We start from the raw sequence: 18,354 nt of genomic DNA, 5'->3' as shown, positions 1-18,354 counted from the left end.
GATGTGAAATCACCCTAAAGGTCAAAGTTGCCCATGCAAGTGTTTTTCTCCGAATTCATCGGTACATTTATCCTCGTTCTCATGGGCGCCGGCGTCTGCGCCAACGTGTCCCTGAAGGGAACCCTCGGCAGCGCCGCCGGGTGGGTCGCCATCAGCTTCGGCTGGGGCCTGGCCGTCTTTTCCGGGGTCTGGGTCTCGGCGCCCTCCGGTGCGCACCTGAACCCCGCCGTCACCCTGGGCCTGATGGTCAACCCCGAAGCGACGGAACTCGCCCCTGGTGTGCCCAAGGCGATGGCCACCGCGCTGGTCTACGTGGCGGCGCAATTCATCGGCGCCTTCCTGGGCGCGGTCGTCGCCTGGCTCGCCTACAAGAAGCACTTCGACGAACCGGCAAACCAGGGCAAGGTGCTCGGGATTTTCGCCACCGGCCCGGCCATCCGCTCCTACGGGTGGAACACGGTCTCGGAGATCGTCGGCACCTTCGTGCTGGTCTTCGTGATCGGCGGCTTCGGCGGGACCCCGCATGGTCTCGGCCCGCTGGCCGTGGGCCTGCTGGTTGTCGCGATCGGCCTATCCCTGGGCGGCGCAACCGGATACGCTATCAATCCGGCACGCGACCTCGCCCCACGTCTTGCGCATGCGGTGCTGCCGATCCCCGGCAAGGGATCCTCGGACTGGTCCTACTCATGGGTTCCCGTCGTCGGTCCGCTGGCCGGCGGAGCCCTGGGCGGCCTGGCCGTCGCCGTCCTGCTGTAATGCCCGCACCCTCTACAGAAAGTTGATTGACCGTGAGCAACAAGTACGTCATCGCCATTGACCAGGGAACCACCAGCTCCCGCGCCATCGTCTTCGACCACGCAGGAGAGGTCGTCTCCGTGGGGCAGAAGGAACACGAACAGATCTTCCCGGCCGCCGGATGGGTCGAGCACAACCCGGCCGAGATCTGGGACAACGTGCGCGAAGTCATCGGCAACGCGTTGGCCAAGGAGAACCTGACCCGCCACGACATCGAGGTCGTCGGCATCACCAATCAGCGCGAAACCACCGTGGTGTGGGACAAGCGCACGGGCGAGCCGGTCTACAATGCGATCGTCTGGCAGGATACCCGCACCCAGGACATCGTCGACGCGCTGTCGGCCGAGGGCGGGATCGAGCGTTACAAGGACCGCGTCGGGCTGCCGCTGGCCACCTACTTCGCCGGCACCAAGATCAAGTGGATCCTGGACAACGTCGAGGGCGCGCGCGAACGCGCCGAGGCCGGGGACCTGCTGTTCGGCACCACCGACACCTGGGTGCTGTGGAACCTGACCGGCGGGCCGGAAGGCGGAGTGCACGTCACCGACGTCACCAACGCCTCGCGCACGCTGTTCATGAACCTGCAGACCCTGCAGTGGGACGAGCAGATCCTGGCCGACTTCGGCGTCCCGGCCTCGATGCTGCCGGCCATCAAGTCCTCCTCCGAGGTCTACGGCGCCGTGGCGTCGAACCAGCTGCTGCGCGAGGTGCCGGTCGCCGGCATCCTGGGCGACCAGCAGGCGGCGACCTTCGGCCAGGCGGCGTTCGGCGCGGGCAGCGCGAAGAACACCTACGGCACCGGCTGCTTCCTGATCTTCAACACCGGCGAAGAGATCGTCTCCTCGAGCAACGGGCTGATCACCACCCTGGCCTACAAGCTGGGCGACGCGGCCCCGGTGTACGCGCTGGAGGGCTCGATCGCCGTCGCCGGTTCGCTGGTGCAGTGGCTGCGCGACAACATCGGCATGATCGCCAGCGCGCCGGAGATCGAGGAGCTGGCCAGCCAGGTGTCGGACAACGGCGGGGTGTACATCGTGCCGGCGTTCTCCGGGCTGTTCGCCCCGTACTGGCGCTCGGATGCCCGCGGCGCGATCGTCGGGCTGACCCGCTTCGCCGACAAGCACCACATCGCCCGGGCGGCCCTGGAATCCACGGCCTTCCAGACCCGGGAGGTGCTCGACGCGGTCAACGCCGACGCCGAGGTGCCGCTGACCGAGCTGAAGGTGGACGGCGGCATGGTCGCCAACGAGCACCTGATGCAGTTCCAGGCCGACATCCTCGGTGTGCCGGTGGTCCGCCCGAAGGTCACCGAGACCACCGCGCTGGGCGCGGCCTACGCCGCCGGCCTGGCCGTCGGCTTCTGGAAAGACCTCGGCGAGCTGGAGGCGAACTGGTCCGAGGACAAGCGCTGGGAGCCGGTGATGGGAGCCGAAGAGCGCGAACGCAGCCTGCGGCTGTGGAAGAAGGCGGTCACCCGCACCTTCGACTGGGTCGACGAGGACACCAAGGCCTAGAAGCTGAGGCGTTTCCCGGCGGCCAGGCCGCCGGCGGACCATGGGTCCCGGTCAACCACCACGTTGGCCGGGATCCTTTTTCGTTCACCCGCGCCGGTCCGCGGGAGGTCCCGCTTCCGGGGGCGGCCCGGCGCCGGGCGGTTCCTCGCCGAGCTGCAGGGCTCCCCAGTAGGTGTTGCGCCGGGGCTTCTGCTCCGGGTCCAGGTGCGGGGGCAGCAGCACATGCGGCAGCCCGTCCACGTCGACGACCTTGAACTGGCCGGAATGGCGGCCGTGGTGCTCGTTGGAGCACATCGCCGCCCCGGAGTCGACGCTGGTGGTGCCTCCCTCGGACCACGGCTTCTTGTAGTGGTCGATCTCCACCAGGTCCGGCGGCGTCGTGCATTCGGGCACAATGCAGCCGCGGTCGCGGGCCATCACCGCCATCTTGAGGTATCCCTGGTGGAAGCGCCTGGAGCGGCCGACGTCGATCGGCTGGCTGTTGCCACCCAGCACCAGCGGGATCACCCGCGCGGTGGCCAGCAGGCGCCGCAGTTCACCTGGCGGGATGTCCACCCCGTGGGCAGTGATGCCGTGGGCCTCGGCCAGGTTCTGCAGGTCCTTGAGCCAGAGGTAGACCAGCATCTTCGGGACGATCGGCTTGGCGGCTGCGCCTGCGGGCGGCGCGGCGAGGATGGCCATCAGCGCGTTCAGCCGGCGCAGCGGGGCGCTGGGCTCTTCCGGAGCCGGAGTTCCGGTTGCCGTTTCGTCCGTTTCGGCCGTTTCGTCCGCGTCCTGCGCGTCATCGGGTTCCGGTTCTTCCTGCTCCGGGGTGCGGTCCGCGCCGCCGTTCGGGCCGGCTTCCTCCGCGGCCCAGTCGGGCATCGGGGACTCGGGCCGGAGCCAGTCCGGGGTCGGCCGCTCGTTGCCGGGGGTGGTGTCCGCGGTGTCCGCGTTGTCAGCGTTGTCCGCCTCGGGGGAGTTCTGCTGTGCTCGGGAGTCCGGGGTTCCGGAGCCTTCCGCGCCGGATGAACCGCCGGAATCCGCCTCGGGCTTGCGCGCATGCCGGCCGGCCTTGGTGCGTTTGCTGCCGGCCTGGGCCGCCACCGAGCGCAGGTATTCCGCGTGGGTGGCCAGCGTGCGCAGGGTGAAGGTGTGCACGCCGCGCACGACGGGCCCGATGAACAGGCCCAAATCCGGCGGAAGCTTGTCCTCGTGCAGGTCCTTGTAGGCCTTGACCAGGGTGCCGATCTGCTTGCGCGCCTCGATCGGGCCGAGCCCGCGCAGCGCCATCGCGGCGTGCTCCTCCAGCGGCCGGCCGTCGGGGGCGCGGGCGGTGAGCGTGCTCGGCACCCCGTCAAAGGTGGTGTCCGGCTTCTCCAGCTTCTCCAGGCTGCGGGCCACGCCGGCGATGGCGCGGCGATCCGCCAGCCCGTCGGCGTAGAGCCCGGCCAGGTGCTCGAAGCGCGGCGCGCAGATGGTGCCCTGGGCGGTGCGGCGGCCGATGAGCAGGTGCGCGTCGTCGATCCGGCGCTGCGCCTCGAAATAGGTGATGCCCAGCCACGCGGCGAGCAGATCGCCGGCGCTCTTGTAGCAGGCGCGCCCGGAGGCGACGTCGGGTTCGGACTCCAGGTCGCAGGTTCCTGCGCGCAGCGCGTCGTAGGTGGCCAGACTGAGCCCGGCCGCGCCGGCGACCTCGGCATCCAGTGCGCAGGCCAGCTGCTGATGGTGCACCTGCTGGCCGAAGTCTTCCACCAGCTGCGCGTGGGCCAGGACCAGGCGCGGATCCCTGGAGTCGCGGACCAGCCGGCCCAGCGCGGTGAACAAGGCCAGGCACAGCGCGCCCAGGCGCACCAGCATCCCAGCGGTGAGCTGGGTCCCCAGGTGCTTCGGGGAGGTGCACAGGGTGTGCAGCGCGGTGAGCAGGGCTTCGGTGGTCATGGCTCCAGCCTCGACCCGGGGCCGGCCGCACGGGGGCGGTTGCGTGCGCAGTGTGGATAACCCCGGTGGGCGGATGCGCCCGCGGCGGGCTACGGCGCCGCGGAGGCGGATTGCGAGGCGGGATCCTCGGGCGCCGGCGGCAGGTCCGGGTAGACCTGGTCGGGCAGCCCGATGGTGAAGCCGGCATCCCAGACCGCGTGGCCGGTGACCGCGACCTGGCCCTCGCCCTCGGTGCTGCCCAGCTGCACGGAATACGCGCTGCCCATCTGCTCGCCGACGCGCACCTGCACGTTCTGCGGGGTGACTCCGGCCTTGGCCAGCAGCTCCCGGGTCGCATCGATCATGCCCGGCTCCAGTTCGATGCCAACGTACGGGGTGGCGACCCGGCAGGCGGCGTCCAGGTCCTGGTCGTACGCGGCCTGGACCAGCTGGCGGCCTGCCTGCTCCAGGGAAGCGACGGGTTTCCTGCCGTCGCAGGTGTGCCCCTCGTAGGTGCCGAGCAGGGCGCAACCGGCCAGCAGGAGGGCGCTGGCGGGCAGCAGCAGCGGGGCGGCGAAGCGGCGCGCGAGGCGCGGGGAGCGTAAGGTCATGAGCCAATTGTGGCAGGCGCCGCGATCGTACGCCTGGACGTGGCGCACATGTAGGCGGCGCGGCCTGGACTGTGGCCAAGCTTGCGCTTCACGGATGCGGCAAGCACCGCCGCCGGTGCGGTAGAATCTCCCTATGTATTCCCAGCGCGACCTAGCCTAAGAACGGCCATGCGGCCGTACCCCCGAGTGGAAATTTGGGGGCTTTTGTTGTGTCTGGAAGCAGAAACCAGTTTTCCGTCAGGAAATTTTTCCGCGAATCTGTGAGAAGAGCTCAGTGACATCATCGACGAACGAGACCAGAACCTACGACTTCAAGGACATTGAGTCCAAGTGGCTACCGGTTTGGGACGAGCTAGAGGTGTTCAAGCCGGCCGACGACGGCACGCGTGAACGCCGCTACGTGCTGGACATGTTCCCGTACCCCTCGGGCGACCTGCACATGGGCCACGCCGAGGCCTTCGCCATGGGCGACGTCGTGGCTCGGTACTGGCGCTTGCGCGGCTACGATGTCATGCACCCCATCGGATGGGACTCCTTCGGGCTGCCCGCGGAGAACGCCGCGATCAAGAACAACGCGCACCCCGCGGACTGGACCTACACGAACATCGACACCCAGGCCGCCAGCTTCAAGCGCTACGCGATTTCCGCCGACTGGGACCGCCGCCTGCACACCTCGGATCCCGAGTACTACCGCTGGACCCAGTGGCTGTTCACCAAGTTCTTCGAGAAGGGCCTGGCCTACCGCAAGGACCACCCGGTGAACTGGTGCCCGAAGGACCAGACCGTGCTGGCCAACGAGCAGGTCGTCAACGGCGCCTGCGAACGCTGCGGCACCGCGGTGACCAAGAAGTCGCTGAACCAGTGGTACTTCAAGATCACCGAGTACGCCGACCGCCTGCTGGAAGACATGGAGCAGCTCAAGGGCCACTGGCCCGAGCGCGTGCTGCTGATGCAGAAGAACTGGATCGGCCGTTCCGAGGGCGCCGAAGTGACCTTCGAGATCGAGGCGCACCAGGAGCAGCCGGCGGTGAAGATCCCGGTCTTCACCACCCGCCCGGACACCCTGTACGGGGCGACCTTCATGGTGGTCGCCGCGGATGCGGAGCTGGCCGGCGAGCTGGTCACCGACGAGCACCGCGAAGCCCTGGAAGCCTACCAGGAGCAGGTCAAGGCGCTTTCCGAGATCGAGCGCCAGTCCACCGAACGCGAGAAGACCGGTGTGTTCACCGGGCGCTTCGGCATCAACCCGCTGTCGGGGGAGAAGCTGCCGATCTGGGCCGCTGACTACGTGCTGGCCGACTACGGCACCGGGGCGATCATGGCCGTGCCCGCGCACGACCAGCGCGACCTGGACTTCGCCCGCACCTTCGACCTGCCGGTGCGCGTGGTCGTGGACACCGGCGAAGAGGACCCGAACGACACCGGCATCGCCACCGCCGGCGAGGGCCAGCTGGTCAACTCCGGCGAACTGAACGGGCTGACCAAGGTGGACGCGATCGCCAAGGCCATCGAGCTCGTGGAAGCCGCCGGCACCGGCGAGCACACCGTGAACTTCCGCCTGCGCGACTGGCTGCTGTCCCGCCAGCGTTTCTGGGGCACCCCGATCCCGATCATCCACTGCGAAGCCTGCGGCGAGGTCCCGGTTCCCGAGGACCAGCTGCCGGTGCGCCTGCCCGATGACCTGCGCGGCGAGCAGCTGTCCCCGAAGGGCACCAGCCCGCTGGCGGCTGCAGAGGACTGGGTCAACGTGGCGTGCCCGAGCTGCGGCGGCGCCGCAAAGCGCGACACCGACACCATGGACACCTTCGTGGACTCCTCCTGGTACTTCCTGCGCTTCGTGTCCCCGAACTACACCGAAGGCCCGTTCGACCCGAAGGCGGTGCGCGACTGGATGCCGGTGGGGCAGTACGTCGGCGGCGTCGAGCACGCGATCCTGCACCTGCTGTACTCCCGCTTCTTCACCAAAGTCATCTACGACCTGGGCCTGATCGACGTGCAGGAGCCGTTCAGCGCGCTGCTGAACCAGGGCCAGGTGCTCAACGGCGGCAAGGCCATGAGCAAGTCGCTGGGCAACGGCGTGGACCTGGGCCAGCAGCTGGACAAGTTCGGCGTGGACGCGGTGCGCCTGACCATGGTGTTCGCCTCCCCTCCGGAGGACGACGTGGACTGGGCCGACGTCTCGCCGTACGGTTCGCAGAAGTTCCTGGCCCGCGCCTGGCGCGTGGCCCAGGACGTGGCCAGCGTCCCGGGCGTGGACTACGCGGCAGGGGACAAGGCGCTGCGCCAGGTCACCCACCGCACCGTGCACGAGTCCGCCGCGCTGCTGGATTCGGGCAAGTTCAACGTGGTGATCGCCAAGACCATGGAGCTGGTCAACGCCACCCGCAAGACCATCGACTCGGGCGCCGGCGCGGCCGATCCGTCGGTGCGCGAGGCCGCGACCGTGGTCGCCCAGCTGCTGAGCCTGTTCGCCCCGTACACCGCCGAGGACATGTGGGAGGCGCTGGGCTACGCCCCGAGCGTCGCGACCAGCGCCTGGCCGGACGTGGACGAGTCGCTGCTGGTGGATGACACCGTCACCGCTGTGGTGCAGATCAAGGGCAAGGTGCGCGCGCGCCTCGAAGTTCCGGTGGACATCTCCGAGGACGAGCTGCGCGAGCAGGCGCTGGCCCACGAGGCCGTCGTGCGCATGCTGGACGGGAAGGCGCCGCTGAAGGTCATCGTGCGCGCCCCGAAGCTCGTGAACGTGGTTCCGGCGCCGTAGTTCCGGCCGACGCGTACCGTAAGCTCAAGACATGACTGAGCGATCCAAGAGCCCACGCACGGGCTGGCTGCACAAGCTGCTGGCCCCGCGTGGGCTTTCCGGCGCCCGGATCGGGGTGGTGACCGATTCGGCCTCCTGCCTGCCGCCGGCGCTGCTGGCCAGCGCTGACTTCATCCAGCTGGGCATCCCGATCATCGTGGACAACCATGTGCACGGGGAGGACGTGAACGCGCTGATGATGGGCCTGGCCATGGGCCAGAGCGTGAAGACCTCGCGGCCCGCCCCCGGCGAGTTCGCGCGCGCCTATGCGCAGCTGGCCGCGGCCGGCTGCCGGGAGGTCGTCTCCATCCACCTCTCCGCGGGGCTCTCCGGGACGGTGGACGCCGCCCGGCTGGCCGCCTCCCAGGCGCCGGTGCCGGTGAGCGTCATCGATTCGCGCACCGTGGCGATGGCCCAGGGCTTCGCGGTCGCCGACGTGCTCGCCGCGCGCGACGCCGGCGCGCAGCTGGGCATGCTGGAGCAGATCGCCTCCGGCGCCGCCGGCAATACCATCTACTTCGCGGTGCCCTCCCTGGAGCAGCTGCGCCGCGGCGGGCGGATCAGCGCGGTCTCCTCGGTGTTCGGCAGCCTGCTGAATGTCAAGCCGATCCTGGGCCTGGCCGACGGGGTCATCGCCCCGCTGGAGAAGCCGCGCTCCTTCGCCCGCGCCCAGGCGCGGCTGGTCGCCCTCGCCCAGCGCGACGCCGCCGCGGCGCAGGGCCCGGTGCGGCTGGGGGTCATGCACTTCGGCGCCGCGGAGCTGGCCACCGAGATCGCCACCGAGCTGAACCCGTACTGTGCCGGCGAGGTACTCATCGAGTCGCTGCCGGCGGTGCTGGCCGCGCACACCGGCATGGGGGTGCTCGGCGTGGCCGTGGCCCCGCTGTATCCACAGCCCGCGCCGCAACCCCAGCAGCCGCCCGCCCGCTAACGCACACTGGCTCCCATGGGGCGCCATGACTTCTTCAGCAGGTATGCGCCGCGTGCCTCGCGGCTGCGATTCGCCGTGAGCCGCGTGGCGGTGCTCGTGCTGGTGCTGGTGGTGCTGGCCTGGATCGGGCTGTCGATCCTGCTGGCCCCGCCGCCGACCACCACGCAGCTGCAGACCGTGCCGCTGGTTTCCGATCCCTCGCCGCCGGGCACCGCTGCGCCCGGCCCCTCCGCCGCGCCCTCCGCCGACCCCGGCAGCTCCGCGGGCGCGGTGACCGTGCACGTGGTCGGCGCGGTGAAGCGGCCCGGGGTGTACACCCTGCCCGCCGGATCGCGCATCGCCGACGCGCTGGAGGCGGCCGGCGGCCTGCGGCGCTCCGCCCGCCCCGAACTGCTGAACCTGGCCGCGCGGCTGGCCGACGGGCAGCAGATCGTGCTGCCCGGCGCCTCGGACGCCCCGGCCGCCGCCGGCCCCTCCGCCGCCGGCCCTTCCGGCGGCGCATCCTCCGGCACACCGGGCGGGGCGCCGCACGGCGGGAAGATCTCGCTGAACAGCGCCGACGCCCAGCAACTGCAGGAACTGCCGGGCATCGGTCCCGCGCTGGCCCAACGCATCATCGACTTCCGCGAAGCCAACGGCCCGTTCGCCTCCGTGGAGGAGCTGGACGCGGTCTCCGGGATCGGCCCCGCGGTGCTGGGCAACCTGCGCGAGCTGGTGCAGCCGTGAGGGGCTCGTAGTGCGCACCGACTTCCGCGGGCTGTGGCTGCTGGCCGGGGCCTGGCTCGCCGCGTTGCTGCGGCCGCCGGGGTGGGCGGTGCTGGTGCTGCTCGCGCTCTTCGCCGGGTTGTTCGCGCTGCTGCTGCGCGCCCGGCACGACGCGCCCCATGCGGCCCCGTGGTTCACCGGCCCGCTGGTGCTGCTACTCGCGGCGCTGGCGGTGCTCGGCACGCACCCGGGCGCGGCCGACTGCACGCTGCCCGACCCCGGAGCGCAGCAGCGCCGGATCACCGCGCATTTCACCGACCCGCCGCGGCCCGTCGACGGCGGCGGGGTCGCCGGCGCGGCGCAGCTGGATGGCTACCAGCACCAGGGCCAGTGGCGGCGCTGCGAGATCCCGATCCACCTGTCCCTGGGCGGCCCGCTGCCGGGCAGGGCGCGCGACCTCACCGTGATCGCTTCGCTGCAGCCGGCGGGGGACTCGGGCAGCTTCCGCTGGTGGGCCCGCGCCGACAGCGAGCCGAGGGTCACCAGCTGGCAGCTGCCCACCCCCGCCTCGAACCTCAAGGAGCGCTTCGCCGCGCAGCTGGACGGGCTGTCGCCCGACGCCAGGGCGCTGCTGCCGGGCATGCTCTACGGGGACCGCTCCGGACAGGACGAGGAACTGGGCGAGGCGATGCGGGGCAGCGGGCTGAGCCACCTGACCGCGGTCAGCGGGTCGAACATCGCCCTGGTCGGCTCGATGCTGATGGTGCTGCTGCGGCTGTTCGCCGTGCCCCGGGTGCTGGCCGGGGTCCTGATGGCCGGCGGGCTGGGGCTGTTCGTCGCCTTCGTCGGCCCGGATCCCAGCGTGCTGCGGGCGGGACTGATGGGCGCGATCGCGGTCTTCTCGCTGCTTTCCGGGCGCGGGCAGGGCTCGCTGGGCATCCTCGGACTGAGCGCCTCGGTGCTGCTGGTCCTTGACCCGTCGCTGGCCGCCGAGCCGGCGTTCGCGCTGTCGGTGCTGGCCACCGCCGGCATCATCATGCTCACCGTGCCGCTGTCCGAGCTGGCCGCCCGGTTCCTGCCCGCGCCGCTGGCGGAACCGACCGCGATCTGCTGCGCCGCCCAGTTCACCTGCCTGCCGGTGGTGATCTCGCTGAATGCGGACTTCAGCCTCTACTCGCTGCCGGCGAACCTGCTGGCGGCTCCGCTGCTGCCGGTGATCACGGGGCTCGGGGTGGCCGCGCTGCTGCTGTGCACCGTGCTGCCCGGCGCCGCGCACGCCCTGGCCTGGCTGATCGGATGGCCGGCCGAAGCGGTCGGGCAGCTCGCCCGGCTGGCCGTGCGGCTGCCCGGGGCCAGCCGCCCGTGGCCCGAGGGCATGCCGGGCATCGTGGTCGCGGCCGGCATCGCGGCGGTCTTCTGCGTGCTGCTGGTCGCCGGGAGCCAGACCGAGCGGCTGCGCGTGCGCCGGATCTGCCTGGCCCTGCTCGGGGTGCTGGCGGTGTTCCTGGCCGCGCTGGTGCTGCCGGCCACGCTGTTCTGGAAACCTGCCGTGGACCAGCCCTGGTCCATCGCGATGTGCGACGTGGGCCAGGGCGACGCGCTGGTCATCCGCGACGGCGAGTCCGCGGGCTGGCTGATCGACGCCGGGCCGCCCGACGGCGGGGTGGCCGGCTGCCTGCGCCAGCTGGGCATCGAGTCGCTGACCAAGGTGTTCATCACGCACCAGGACGCCGACCATTTCGGCGGCGTGCCGGAGCTCGAGTCCTCGGGCATCGACCTGGGGGAGCGGCTGGTCTCCGCGGGATTTCCGGAGCCGCTGTGGCAGCCGCACCGGGCGCTGCTCCCGGGGGACACCGGGCAGGGGCAGGGCGTGTCCTACCGGGTCATCGGCCCGGATCCCGCGGCCGTGGCTGGCGCGGAGCCGAACGACATTTCGCTGGTGCTGCGTTTCACCTTCACCCGCGGGGACCGGCAGATCGACTTCCTCACCGCCGGGGACATGGAGGAGCAGGCCATGCACCGGCTGCTCGCGGCCCACCCGCAGGGTCCCGCCGCGATCCTCAAGGCCTCGCACCACGGGGCCCGCAACGGCGGGCAGGAGCTGGTCGCAGCGGCCCGGCCCCAGGTGTTCCTGGTGTCGGTGGGCGCCAAGAACACCTACGGACACCCCAACCAGGGCATCCTCGACACGGCCCAGGCGCAGGGCGCGCAGGTGCTGCGCACCGATAGGCTGGGCACCGTTCTGCTCACATTGGATGCCGACGGCGTGCACGCGGCCTCGCTGGGGGCGCCGGTTCGGTAGGATCGATATATTGCACCTGCACTAAGGAGTTCGATGGCACGCGCCCAGGCCAATCCCGGGATCTCTTGGCGAGACCTCACCCCGCAGCCGCTGATCCTGCTCTCCGGCTCCGAGCAGTACCTGGCTTCCCGCGCCTTCGAACTGCTGCGCGCCCAGGCGGCCTCCCGCGAGGACATCGCCCACACCCGGTTGAACGCGCAGAACTACGAACCGGGGGAACTGCTGCTGGCCACCAGCGCCTCGCTGTTCTCCACCGCGAACCTGGTCGAGATCCACGACCTGGCGACCATGAACGAGTACTTCCTGAAGGACGCGCTAGCCTACCTCAAGAACCCCGCGCCGGAGAACGTGCTGATCATGCACCACTCGGGCGGCGCCCGGGGCAAGAAGCTGCTCGATGCCGTCAAGGCAGCCGGCGCGGTGCTCGTGAACTGCCAGCCGGTGAAGAAGGACGCGGAGAAGATCGAGTTCGTCACCGCCGAATTCAAGGCCGCCAAGCGGCGCATCACCAACGATGCGGTCAAGGCCCTGGTAGCCGCCGTCGGCAATTCGCTGGCCGAGCTCGGCTCCAGCTGCTCCCAGCTGATCCAGGACACGACCGGCACCGTCGACCAGGACGTGGTCGACAAGTACTACGGCGGCCGCGTGGAAGCCACCGCCTTCAAGGTCGCCGACGCGGCGATCGCCGGCAACGCCCAGGTGGCCCTGCGCACGCTGCGCCACGCGCTGGGCACCGGCACCGATCCGATCCCGATCGTCGCCACGCTGGCCATGAAGGTGCGCCAGCTGGCCAAGGTGCTGGGCGTGAACGAGCCGGCCGCGGTGCTGGCTTCCCAGCTGGGCATGGCCCCGTGGCAGGTCCAGCAGGCGCAGCAGCAGGCCCGCGGCTGGAAGCGCGCGGACTTGGCCGCCTGCGTGGAAACCATCGCGCAAACCGACCGCATGGTCAAGGGCGGGGGGCGATCGCCGGGTTATGCGCTGGAACGCGCGATCCTTTTCATCGCCGGCAAGGCCCCGCGCCACTAGAAGGCCTACGACAAGGCGCCGCCAGGAATTCTGGCGGCGCCTTCGTTGTCCCCGGTGCGCAGCCCCAATACTGCCGCGGGCTGCACCGGGGCAAAACAAAACCCCCGGAACCGAAGTTCCGGGGGAGTTGTAGAGTCTAGCTGAGCTTAGAGGGCGTTAACCTTCTTGGCCAGGGCCGACTTGCGGTTAGCAGCGTTGTTCTTATGCAGAACACCCTTGCTAACAGCCTTGTCCAGCTTCTTGCCGGCCAGACGCAGTGCGTCGGTTGCCTTGTCCTTGTCGCCGGCAACCACAGCATCGTTGACGCTGCGGATAACGGTCTTGACCTCGGAGCGGACAGCTACGTTACGCAGGCGTGCCTTCTCGTTGGTGAGGATGCGCTTCTTCTGGGACTTGATGTTTGCCACTTAATAAACTCTCTCGTTTATCGTCTAATACGGTCGGTAGAGGGTTCATCCTTCAGGCCATCGACTGAGCGGTGTGGGGCACCTATGGCGACCCGAAGGGGGCGTGTCGCCCAACCTGCGCGACACACAAGAACTAACTCTAGCAGAACAGGCTCCCCGCAGCGACCGCTTAGCGGCGGTTGTTTAGGACCTTCACCACATTGCGGAAACGGTCCTCATCCAGGATCGCCCCTTCGCGCCGCACCGAGTCCTGGGAGAGCCGGATGATGCGGTCCAGCTTGACCTCGCTGGGGCGCCGTTCACGGTCCCAGGCTCCGGTGCCGATATCCAGGTAGTTCGGATTGTGGTGCTGCGAATTGTTCTTGTCCTTGCTGGTGAGCATCAGCCCCAGCAGCCAGCCGTCGTCGCGGCCGATGACCAGCACCGGACGGTCCTTGCCCTGCGAGTAGTCCTCTTCGAAGGGGACCCACCCCCAGACGACCTCGCCCGGGTCCGCGTCGCCGTCCATGCTCGGGTTGTACTCGTAGCGGATGGTTCCGGTGAAGTCGCCCGGGTAGCCCGACCTGGATCCCGCTGCCGGCGCGGGTCGGGGGCTGGCGCCGGCGGATCGGTTGCCTCCCGAGGCAGGACGCCGGGAGTCCGCCACGCCGCCTCGCTGCGGCTTTGCGCCGCCGGCGTTCGTGCTCTTGGTACTGGAGGAACCCAGTTCCTTGACCGCGCGGAGGATGAAGTCGAAGATCTTCTGTGCATTCAAAGCCATGCACCACAAACTATCAGTGAGCGGCGCCGGAAATATGTTCTCACCGGCAAAGCATGACAGAATAGGCGTAATTCAATCATGTCTGCTCATCGCTAGTGAGGTCTGTTTAGGTGTCTCCATTGGCCCGCACCGCTCCGGTGCCTGCCGCGACGGATCCGTCGCTCATCCGTAACTTCTGCATCATCGCGCATATCGACCACGGCAAGTCCACCCTGGCCGACCGGATGCTGCAGCTCACCGGCGTGGTCTCTGCCCGTGACATGAAGGCCCAGTACCTGGACCGCATGGATATCGAGCGCGAGCGCGGCATCACCATCAAGTCCCAGGCCGTGCGCATGCCATGGGAGGTCGACGGCACCTCCTACGCGCTGAACATGATCGACACCCCCGGCCACGTGGACTTCACCTACGAGGTGTCCCGCTCCCTGGCTGCCTGCGAAGGCGCGGTCCTGCTGGTTGACGCGGCGCAGGGCATCGAAGCCCAGACGCTGGCCAACCTGTACCTGGCGATCGAGAGCGACCTGAACATCATTCCGGTGCTCAACAAGATCGACCTGCCCAACGCCCAGCCCGAGAAGTACGCGGCCGAGCTGGCCAACCTCATCGGCTGCGATCCGAGCGAGGTGCTGAAGGTCTCCGGCAAGACCGGCGAAGGCGTCGAAGCCCTGCTCGACGAGGTCATCAAGCAGCTCCCTGCCCCGGTGGGCGATGCAAATGCCCCGGCCCGCGCGATGATCTTCGACTCGGTCTACGACACCTACCGCGGCGTGGTGACCTACGTGCGCGTGGTCGACGGCAAGCTGGAGCCGCGCGAGCGCATCCAGATGATGTCCACCGGAAGCACCCATGAACTGCTGGAGATCGGTGTCTCCTCGCCGAACCCGGTCCCGACCAAGGGCCTGGGCGTGGGCGAGGTGGGCTACCTGATTACCGGTGTGAAGGACGTGCGCCAGTCCAAGGTCGGCGATACCGTCACCAACTCGCTGAATCCCGCGCAGAAGTCCCTCGGCGGCTACGAGGAACCGAAGCCGATGGTGTTCTCGGGCCTGTACCCGCTGGACGGCACCGACTACCCGGCGCTGCGCGACGCCCTGGACAAGCTGCAGCTCAACGACGCGGCGCTCATCTACGAGCCGGAAACCTCCGTTGCCCTGGGCTTCGGCTTCCGCGTGGGCTTCCTGGGCCTGTTGCACCTGGAAATCACCCGCCAGCGGCTGGAGAGCGAATTCAACCTGGACCTGATCTCCACCGCCCCGAACGTGGTGTACGAGGTCATGGGCGAGGACAAGCAGCTGATCACGGTGACCAACCCCTCGGAATTCCCCGACGGGAAGATCCTGGAAGTGCACGAGCCCATGGTCGCGGCGACCATTCTCGCCCCGAGCGAGTTCATCGGCGCCGTCATGGAGCTGTGCCAGTCGCGCCGCGGCACCATGCGCGGGATGGACTACCTCTCCGAGGACCGCGTGGAAATGCGCTACCACCTGCCGCTGGCAGAAATCGTGTTCGATTTCTTCGACCAGCTCAAGTCCCGCACCCGCGGCTATGCCTCGCTGGACTGGAAGGCCGACGGCGAGCAGGTCGCAGACCTGGTCAAGGTCGACATCCTGCTGCAGGGCGAGCAGGTGGACGCATTCTCCGCCATCACCCACCGCGACAAGGCCTACGCCTACGGCACCATGATGACGGTGAAGCTGCGCGAGCTGATCAACCGCCAGCAGTTCGAGGTGCCGATCCAGGCCGCGATCGGTTCGCGCATCATCGCCCGCGAAACCATCCGCGCCATCCGCAAGGACGTGCTTGCCAAGTGCTACGGCGGCGACATCAGCCGCAAGCGCAAGCTGCTGGAAAAGCAGAAGGAAGGCAAGAAGCGCATGAAGATGGTCGGCCGCGTGGAGGTCCCGCAGGAGGCGTTCATCGCCGCGCTGTCCACCGACGAAACGAAAAAGAAGTAGCTAGATGCCCTCAGTCCTGCCTGACGGCGATCCGGCTCCGGCCGATGGTCTGCTCCCCGCAGCGTGCGCGCACGGTGCGTCGGAGCGGACCATGTCCTTTTACGTCCACATTCCGTTCTGCACCGTGCGCTGCGGCTACTGCGATTTCAACACGTATACCGCCACCGAGCTGGGCAACGGCTCCAGCCAGGCGACCTATGCGGCGACGGTCGGAAAGGAGATCGGCTTCGCCAAGCAGGTTCTTGAACGCTCCGGCGTGCCGCAGCGGGAAATCGAGACGGTCTTCTTCGGCGGCGGCACCCCGACCCTGCTGCCCGCCTCCGACCTCGTTTCGGTGCTGGGCCGCATCGTTTCCGAATTCGGCCTGAAGCCCGGCGCCGAGGTCACCACAGAAGCCAACCCGGATTCGGTGACCCGCGAAAGCCTGCAGGAGCTGGCCGACGGCGGGTTCACCCGCGTGTCCTTCGGCATGCAGTCGGCCGTGCCTCACGTGCTGAAGGTGCTGGAGCGCACGCACGATCCTGCAAGGGTGCCGCAGGCGGTGGCCTGGGCCCGCGAAGCGGGGCTGGATGTCAGCGTCGATTTGATCTACGGCACTCCGGGGGAGTCGCTGGCCGATTGGCGCACCAGCATCGAGGCCGCGCTGAGCTATCAGCCGGACCATATTTCCGCCTACGCGCTGATCATCGAGGACGGCACCAAGCTGGCCGCGCAGATCCGCCGCGGCGAAGTTCCGGACATCGACGACGACGACCACGCGGAGAAATACCAGCTGGCCGACGAGCTGTTTTCCGCCGCCGGCCTGAACTGGTACGAGGTGAGCAACTGGGCGCGCGGCGAAGAGCACGCCTGCCGCCACAATATCGCCTACTGGCAGGGCGGGGACTGGTGGGGTGCCGGTCCCGGCGCGCACTCGCATGTCGGCGGGCTGCGCTGGTGGAACGTCAAGCACCCGGCCGCCTACCAGCAGCGCATCGACGGCGGCATCTCGCCGGGGCACGGCCGCGAATTCCCCGACGACCAGGCCGTGCAGCTAGAACGCACCATGCTGCTCACCCGGCTCAGTTCCGGCATGCAGATCGGCGAACTGGAATCCGCGGGCCGCGCCAAGGTCGCCGGACTGATCGCCGACGAGCTGGTCGATCCCAAGGCGGCGTTCGCCGGCCGTATCGTGTTAACGCAAAGAGGCCGGCTGCTGGCCGACCTCGTGGTGCGTGAATTGCTGGATTTCTAGGAAGCCCGCAGGCGTTGCCGCCCCTGCCGCTACTTCATCAACCGCAGGTTGATCGGGTAGCGGTAGGGGCGTCCCTTGTTTGCCTGGATCGCGGCGTACGCGCCCATCAGGGTCATGAAGACCCACAGGCACACGGCGATGACAGCAAAGAGCCAGCCGATGCCCGGCAGCAGGTTCAGGATGTTCAGCACGATCGCCAGGATGGTCAGCGGGAAGGTGAAGTTGAACGCTTCCTTGGACTCCTGGGCGGTGAAGGGTCCGCGGTCGCGGTACACGGCGAAGATGATGGCCGAGGGAATGCATCCGAGGATCGCGCCGAAGTGCGCCATGGTCGCCCACTGGCGATCCTCCGACGGGGAGAGCGGCAGCGCGGACACGTTTGATCCCTCGAAACGCGAATTCTCAGATGATGGTACCTGGCGAGATGTCACGGAAATGTCCTTGTCTTACGGTGCGGCTTCTCCACCATGTTATCGAGCTTCCGCGGACGCCCGGCACAACGGCACCCTGAATGTCCAAATCTTAGTCAATCGTTAGGAAACCGTAATCTTCCGTGGTGAGGAAATCGATTAGTTCCTCAACTTTACCCAATAGCGCCGGCTCCAGCTGCCCGTAGTGCTTCACCGTCGACAGGATCTGCTGCCATCCGATGCCGATGTCGGCGGCGGTGTCATGCGGCCAGCCGAAGGCGCGCAGCACACCCGTTTTCCAGTCGGTGCCGCGGGGGATGACCGGCCAGGCCTTGATGCCCAGGGTTTCGGGCTTGATCGCCTGCCAGACGTCGACGTAGGGATGGCCGAGGATCAGCACGTTGCCCGCCGCACCGGGGACCTTCATGGCTTCGGCGACGATCCGCTCCTCCTTGGTGCCGGAGATCAGGTGGTCGACCAGGATGCCCAGGCGCCGGGTCGGGGAGGGAGCGAACTGGCGGATGGCCCCGGCCAGGTCGTCGACGCCGTGCAGCGGCTCGACGACGATGCCTTCAACACGAAGGTCGTGGCCCCAGACCTTCTCGACCAGCTCCGCGTCGTGCTTGCCTTCGACCCAGATGCGGCTGGCGCGGGCGGTGCGGGCCTTCAGGTCGGCCACGGCCCGCGAACCGGACGCGGAGATCATCGTCGCGGGGGCCGCGGCCTTCGCGACGGGTTCGACGATCTCCACCGGTTCGCCTTCCAGCAGGAAGCCGAAGCCGGCCTGGAAGGAGCGCGTCTTGCGGTGGCGGTCCTCCAACACGATCACACGCATGCCGCCGGACTTCTCGGTCCGGACGACTTCGCCGACCCAGCCGGAGACCGCGTCTTCAAGGATCATGCCGCGTTCAACGGGCACCTGGCGGAGTTTTTTGGGTGCCGGAGCACTCAGGTCTTGCGGTCCCCAGGAGAAATTGGACACGGGCTGCCTTTCGCTGTGAT

At 68.7% G+C, this 18,354-nt stretch carries 15 protein-coding genes; 9 read left to right on the top strand and 6 right to left on the bottom strand.

The window, feature by feature from the left end:
* Positions 1-33 precede the first annotated feature (33 nt).
* Together JQN66_RS08730 and glpK are read left to right on the top strand one after the other, a co-directional pair.
* Positions 34-756: an MIP/aquaporin family protein gene (locus tag JQN66_RS08730; protein WP_204677408.1), complete on the top strand. Its 723-nt coding sequence runs from the start codon at positions 34-36 to the stop codon at positions 754-756.
* A gap of 32 nt (positions 757-788) precedes the next feature.
* On the top strand, positions 789-2,309 hold the full coding sequence (gene glpK / locus JQN66_RS08725; protein WP_188948265.1) for a glycerol kinase GlpK: 1,521 nt from the start codon (positions 789-791) through the stop codon (positions 2,307-2,309).
* An 84-nt stretch (positions 2,310-2,393) separates the two neighbouring features.
* On the opposite strand, the gene JQN66_RS08720 is transcribed toward glpK, so the two are convergent.
* Both JQN66_RS08720 and JQN66_RS08715 read right to left on the bottom strand, forming a co-directional pair.
* Positions 2,394-4,229 (bottom strand): hypothetical protein, encoded by a 1,836-nt coding sequence (locus tag JQN66_RS08720; protein WP_204677407.1) that lies wholly within the window; start codon positions 4,227-4,229, stop codon positions 2,394-2,396.
* An 89-nt stretch (positions 4,230-4,318) separates the two neighbouring features.
* Positions 4,319-4,819, bottom strand: a complete 501-nt coding sequence (locus JQN66_RS08715) for a hypothetical protein (RefSeq protein WP_204677406.1) — start codon at positions 4,817-4,819, stop codon at positions 4,319-4,321.
* Between the two features lie 274 nt (positions 4,820-5,093).
* Between JQN66_RS08715 and leuS the strand changes: the two genes are divergently transcribed.
* From leuS to holA, 5 genes are all read left to right on the top strand, one after another.
* Positions 5,094-7,583 carry a leucine--tRNA ligase gene (gene leuS / locus JQN66_RS08710; RefSeq protein WP_204677405.1) on the top strand — a complete coding sequence of 830 codons (2,490 nt, stop codon included), beginning with the start codon at positions 5,094-5,096 and terminating at the stop codon, positions 7,581-7,583.
* Between the two features lie 31 nt (positions 7,584-7,614).
* On the top strand, positions 7,615-8,553 hold the full coding sequence (locus tag JQN66_RS08705) for a DegV family protein (RefSeq protein WP_188948261.1): 939 nt from the start codon (positions 7,615-7,617) through the stop codon (positions 8,551-8,553).
* 75 nt (positions 8,554-8,628) lie between these two features.
* Positions 8,629-9,279 (top strand): ComEA family DNA-binding protein, encoded by a 651-nt coding sequence (locus JQN66_RS08700; protein WP_204677404.1) that lies wholly within the window; start codon positions 8,629-8,631, stop codon positions 9,277-9,279.
* A gap of 10 nt (positions 9,280-9,289) precedes the next feature.
* Positions 9,290-11,560 (top strand): ComEC/Rec2 family competence protein, encoded by a 2,271-nt coding sequence (locus tag JQN66_RS08695; protein ID WP_204677403.1) that lies wholly within the window; start codon positions 9,290-9,292, stop codon positions 11,558-11,560.
* Between the two features lie 33 nt (positions 11,561-11,593).
* Positions 11,594-12,586 (top strand): DNA polymerase III subunit delta, encoded by a 993-nt coding sequence (gene holA / locus JQN66_RS08690; RefSeq protein ID WP_204677402.1) that lies wholly within the window; start codon positions 11,594-11,596, stop codon positions 12,584-12,586.
* Between the two features lie 146 nt (positions 12,587-12,732).
* Here holA and rpsT read toward each other — a convergent pair whose 3' ends face one another.
* Together rpsT and JQN66_RS08680 are read right to left on the bottom strand one after the other, a co-directional pair.
* Positions 12,733-12,993 carry a 30S ribosomal protein S20 gene (gene rpsT / locus JQN66_RS08685; RefSeq protein ID WP_188948257.1) on the bottom strand — a complete coding sequence of 87 codons (261 nt, stop codon included), beginning with the start codon at positions 12,991-12,993 and terminating at the stop codon, positions 12,733-12,735.
* 169 nt (positions 12,994-13,162) lie between these two features.
* Entirely contained in the window at positions 13,163-13,753 is a 591-nt protein-coding gene (locus JQN66_RS08680) for a type II toxin-antitoxin system PemK/MazF family toxin (protein ID WP_204677401.1), read from the bottom strand.
* A 110-nt stretch (positions 13,754-13,863) separates the two neighbouring features.
* On the opposite strand from JQN66_RS08680, the gene lepA reads away from it, so the two are divergent.
* Together lepA and hemW are read left to right on the top strand one after the other, a co-directional pair.
* Positions 13,864-15,708 (top strand): translation elongation factor 4, encoded by a 1,845-nt coding sequence (gene lepA / locus JQN66_RS08675; protein WP_204677400.1) that lies wholly within the window; start codon positions 13,864-13,866, stop codon positions 15,706-15,708.
* 4 nt (positions 15,709-15,712) lie between these two features.
* A complete protein-coding gene (gene hemW / locus JQN66_RS08670; RefSeq protein ID WP_204677399.1) occupies positions 15,713-16,942 on the top strand; it encodes a radical SAM family heme chaperone HemW in 1,230 nt (409 codons plus the stop codon).
* A gap of 29 nt (positions 16,943-16,971) precedes the next feature.
* Here the strand turns inward: hemW and JQN66_RS08665 are convergent, their stop codons facing one another.
* Together JQN66_RS08665 and JQN66_RS08660 are read right to left on the bottom strand one after the other, a co-directional pair.
* Positions 16,972-17,319, bottom strand: a complete 348-nt coding sequence (locus JQN66_RS08665; protein ID WP_308425051.1) for a DUF4870 domain-containing protein — start codon at positions 17,317-17,319, stop codon at positions 16,972-16,974.
* A 145-nt stretch (positions 17,320-17,464) separates the two neighbouring features.
* Positions 17,465-18,334, bottom strand: coding sequence for a DUF3097 domain-containing protein (locus JQN66_RS08660; RefSeq protein ID WP_204677398.1), 870 nt, complete (start codon positions 18,332-18,334; stop codon positions 17,465-17,467).
* Positions 18,335-18,354: the final 20 nt, after the last annotated feature.

It is taken from the genome of Glutamicibacter protophormiae, assembly GCF_016894325.1.
In the GTDB taxonomy this organism is placed as follows: domain Bacteria; phylum Actinomycetota; class Actinomycetes; order Actinomycetales; family Micrococcaceae; genus Glutamicibacter; species Glutamicibacter protophormiae.
The sequence above is the reverse complement of the archived record's forward strand: the minus strand, read 5'-3'. Positions and strand labels throughout refer to the sequence as shown.

Coding starts and splice junctions, on each gene's coding strand:
- JQN66_RS08680 (WP_204677401.1), bottom strand. CDS start 13,753: ATGGCTTTGAATGCACAGAAGATCTTCGACTTCATCCTCCGCGCGGTC.
- JQN66_RS08715 (WP_204677406.1), bottom strand. CDS start 4,819: ATGACCTTACGCTCCCCGCGCCTCGCGCGCCGCTTCGCCGCCCCGCTG.
- JQN66_RS08730 (WP_204677408.1), top strand. CDS start 34: ATGCAAGTGTTTTTCTCCGAATTCATCGGTACATTTATCCTCGTTCTC.
- JQN66_RS08720 (WP_204677407.1), bottom strand. CDS start 4,229: ATGACCACCGAAGCCCTGCTCACCGCGCTGCACACCCTGTGCACCTCC.
- JQN66_RS08705 (WP_188948261.1), top strand. CDS start 7,615: ATGACTGAGCGATCCAAGAGCCCACGCACGGGCTGGCTGCACAAGCTG.
- holA (WP_204677402.1), top strand. CDS start 11,594: ATGGCACGCGCCCAGGCCAATCCCGGGATCTCTTGGCGAGACCTCACC.
- hemW (WP_204677399.1), top strand. CDS start 15,713: ATGCCCTCAGTCCTGCCTGACGGCGATCCGGCTCCGGCCGATGGTCTG.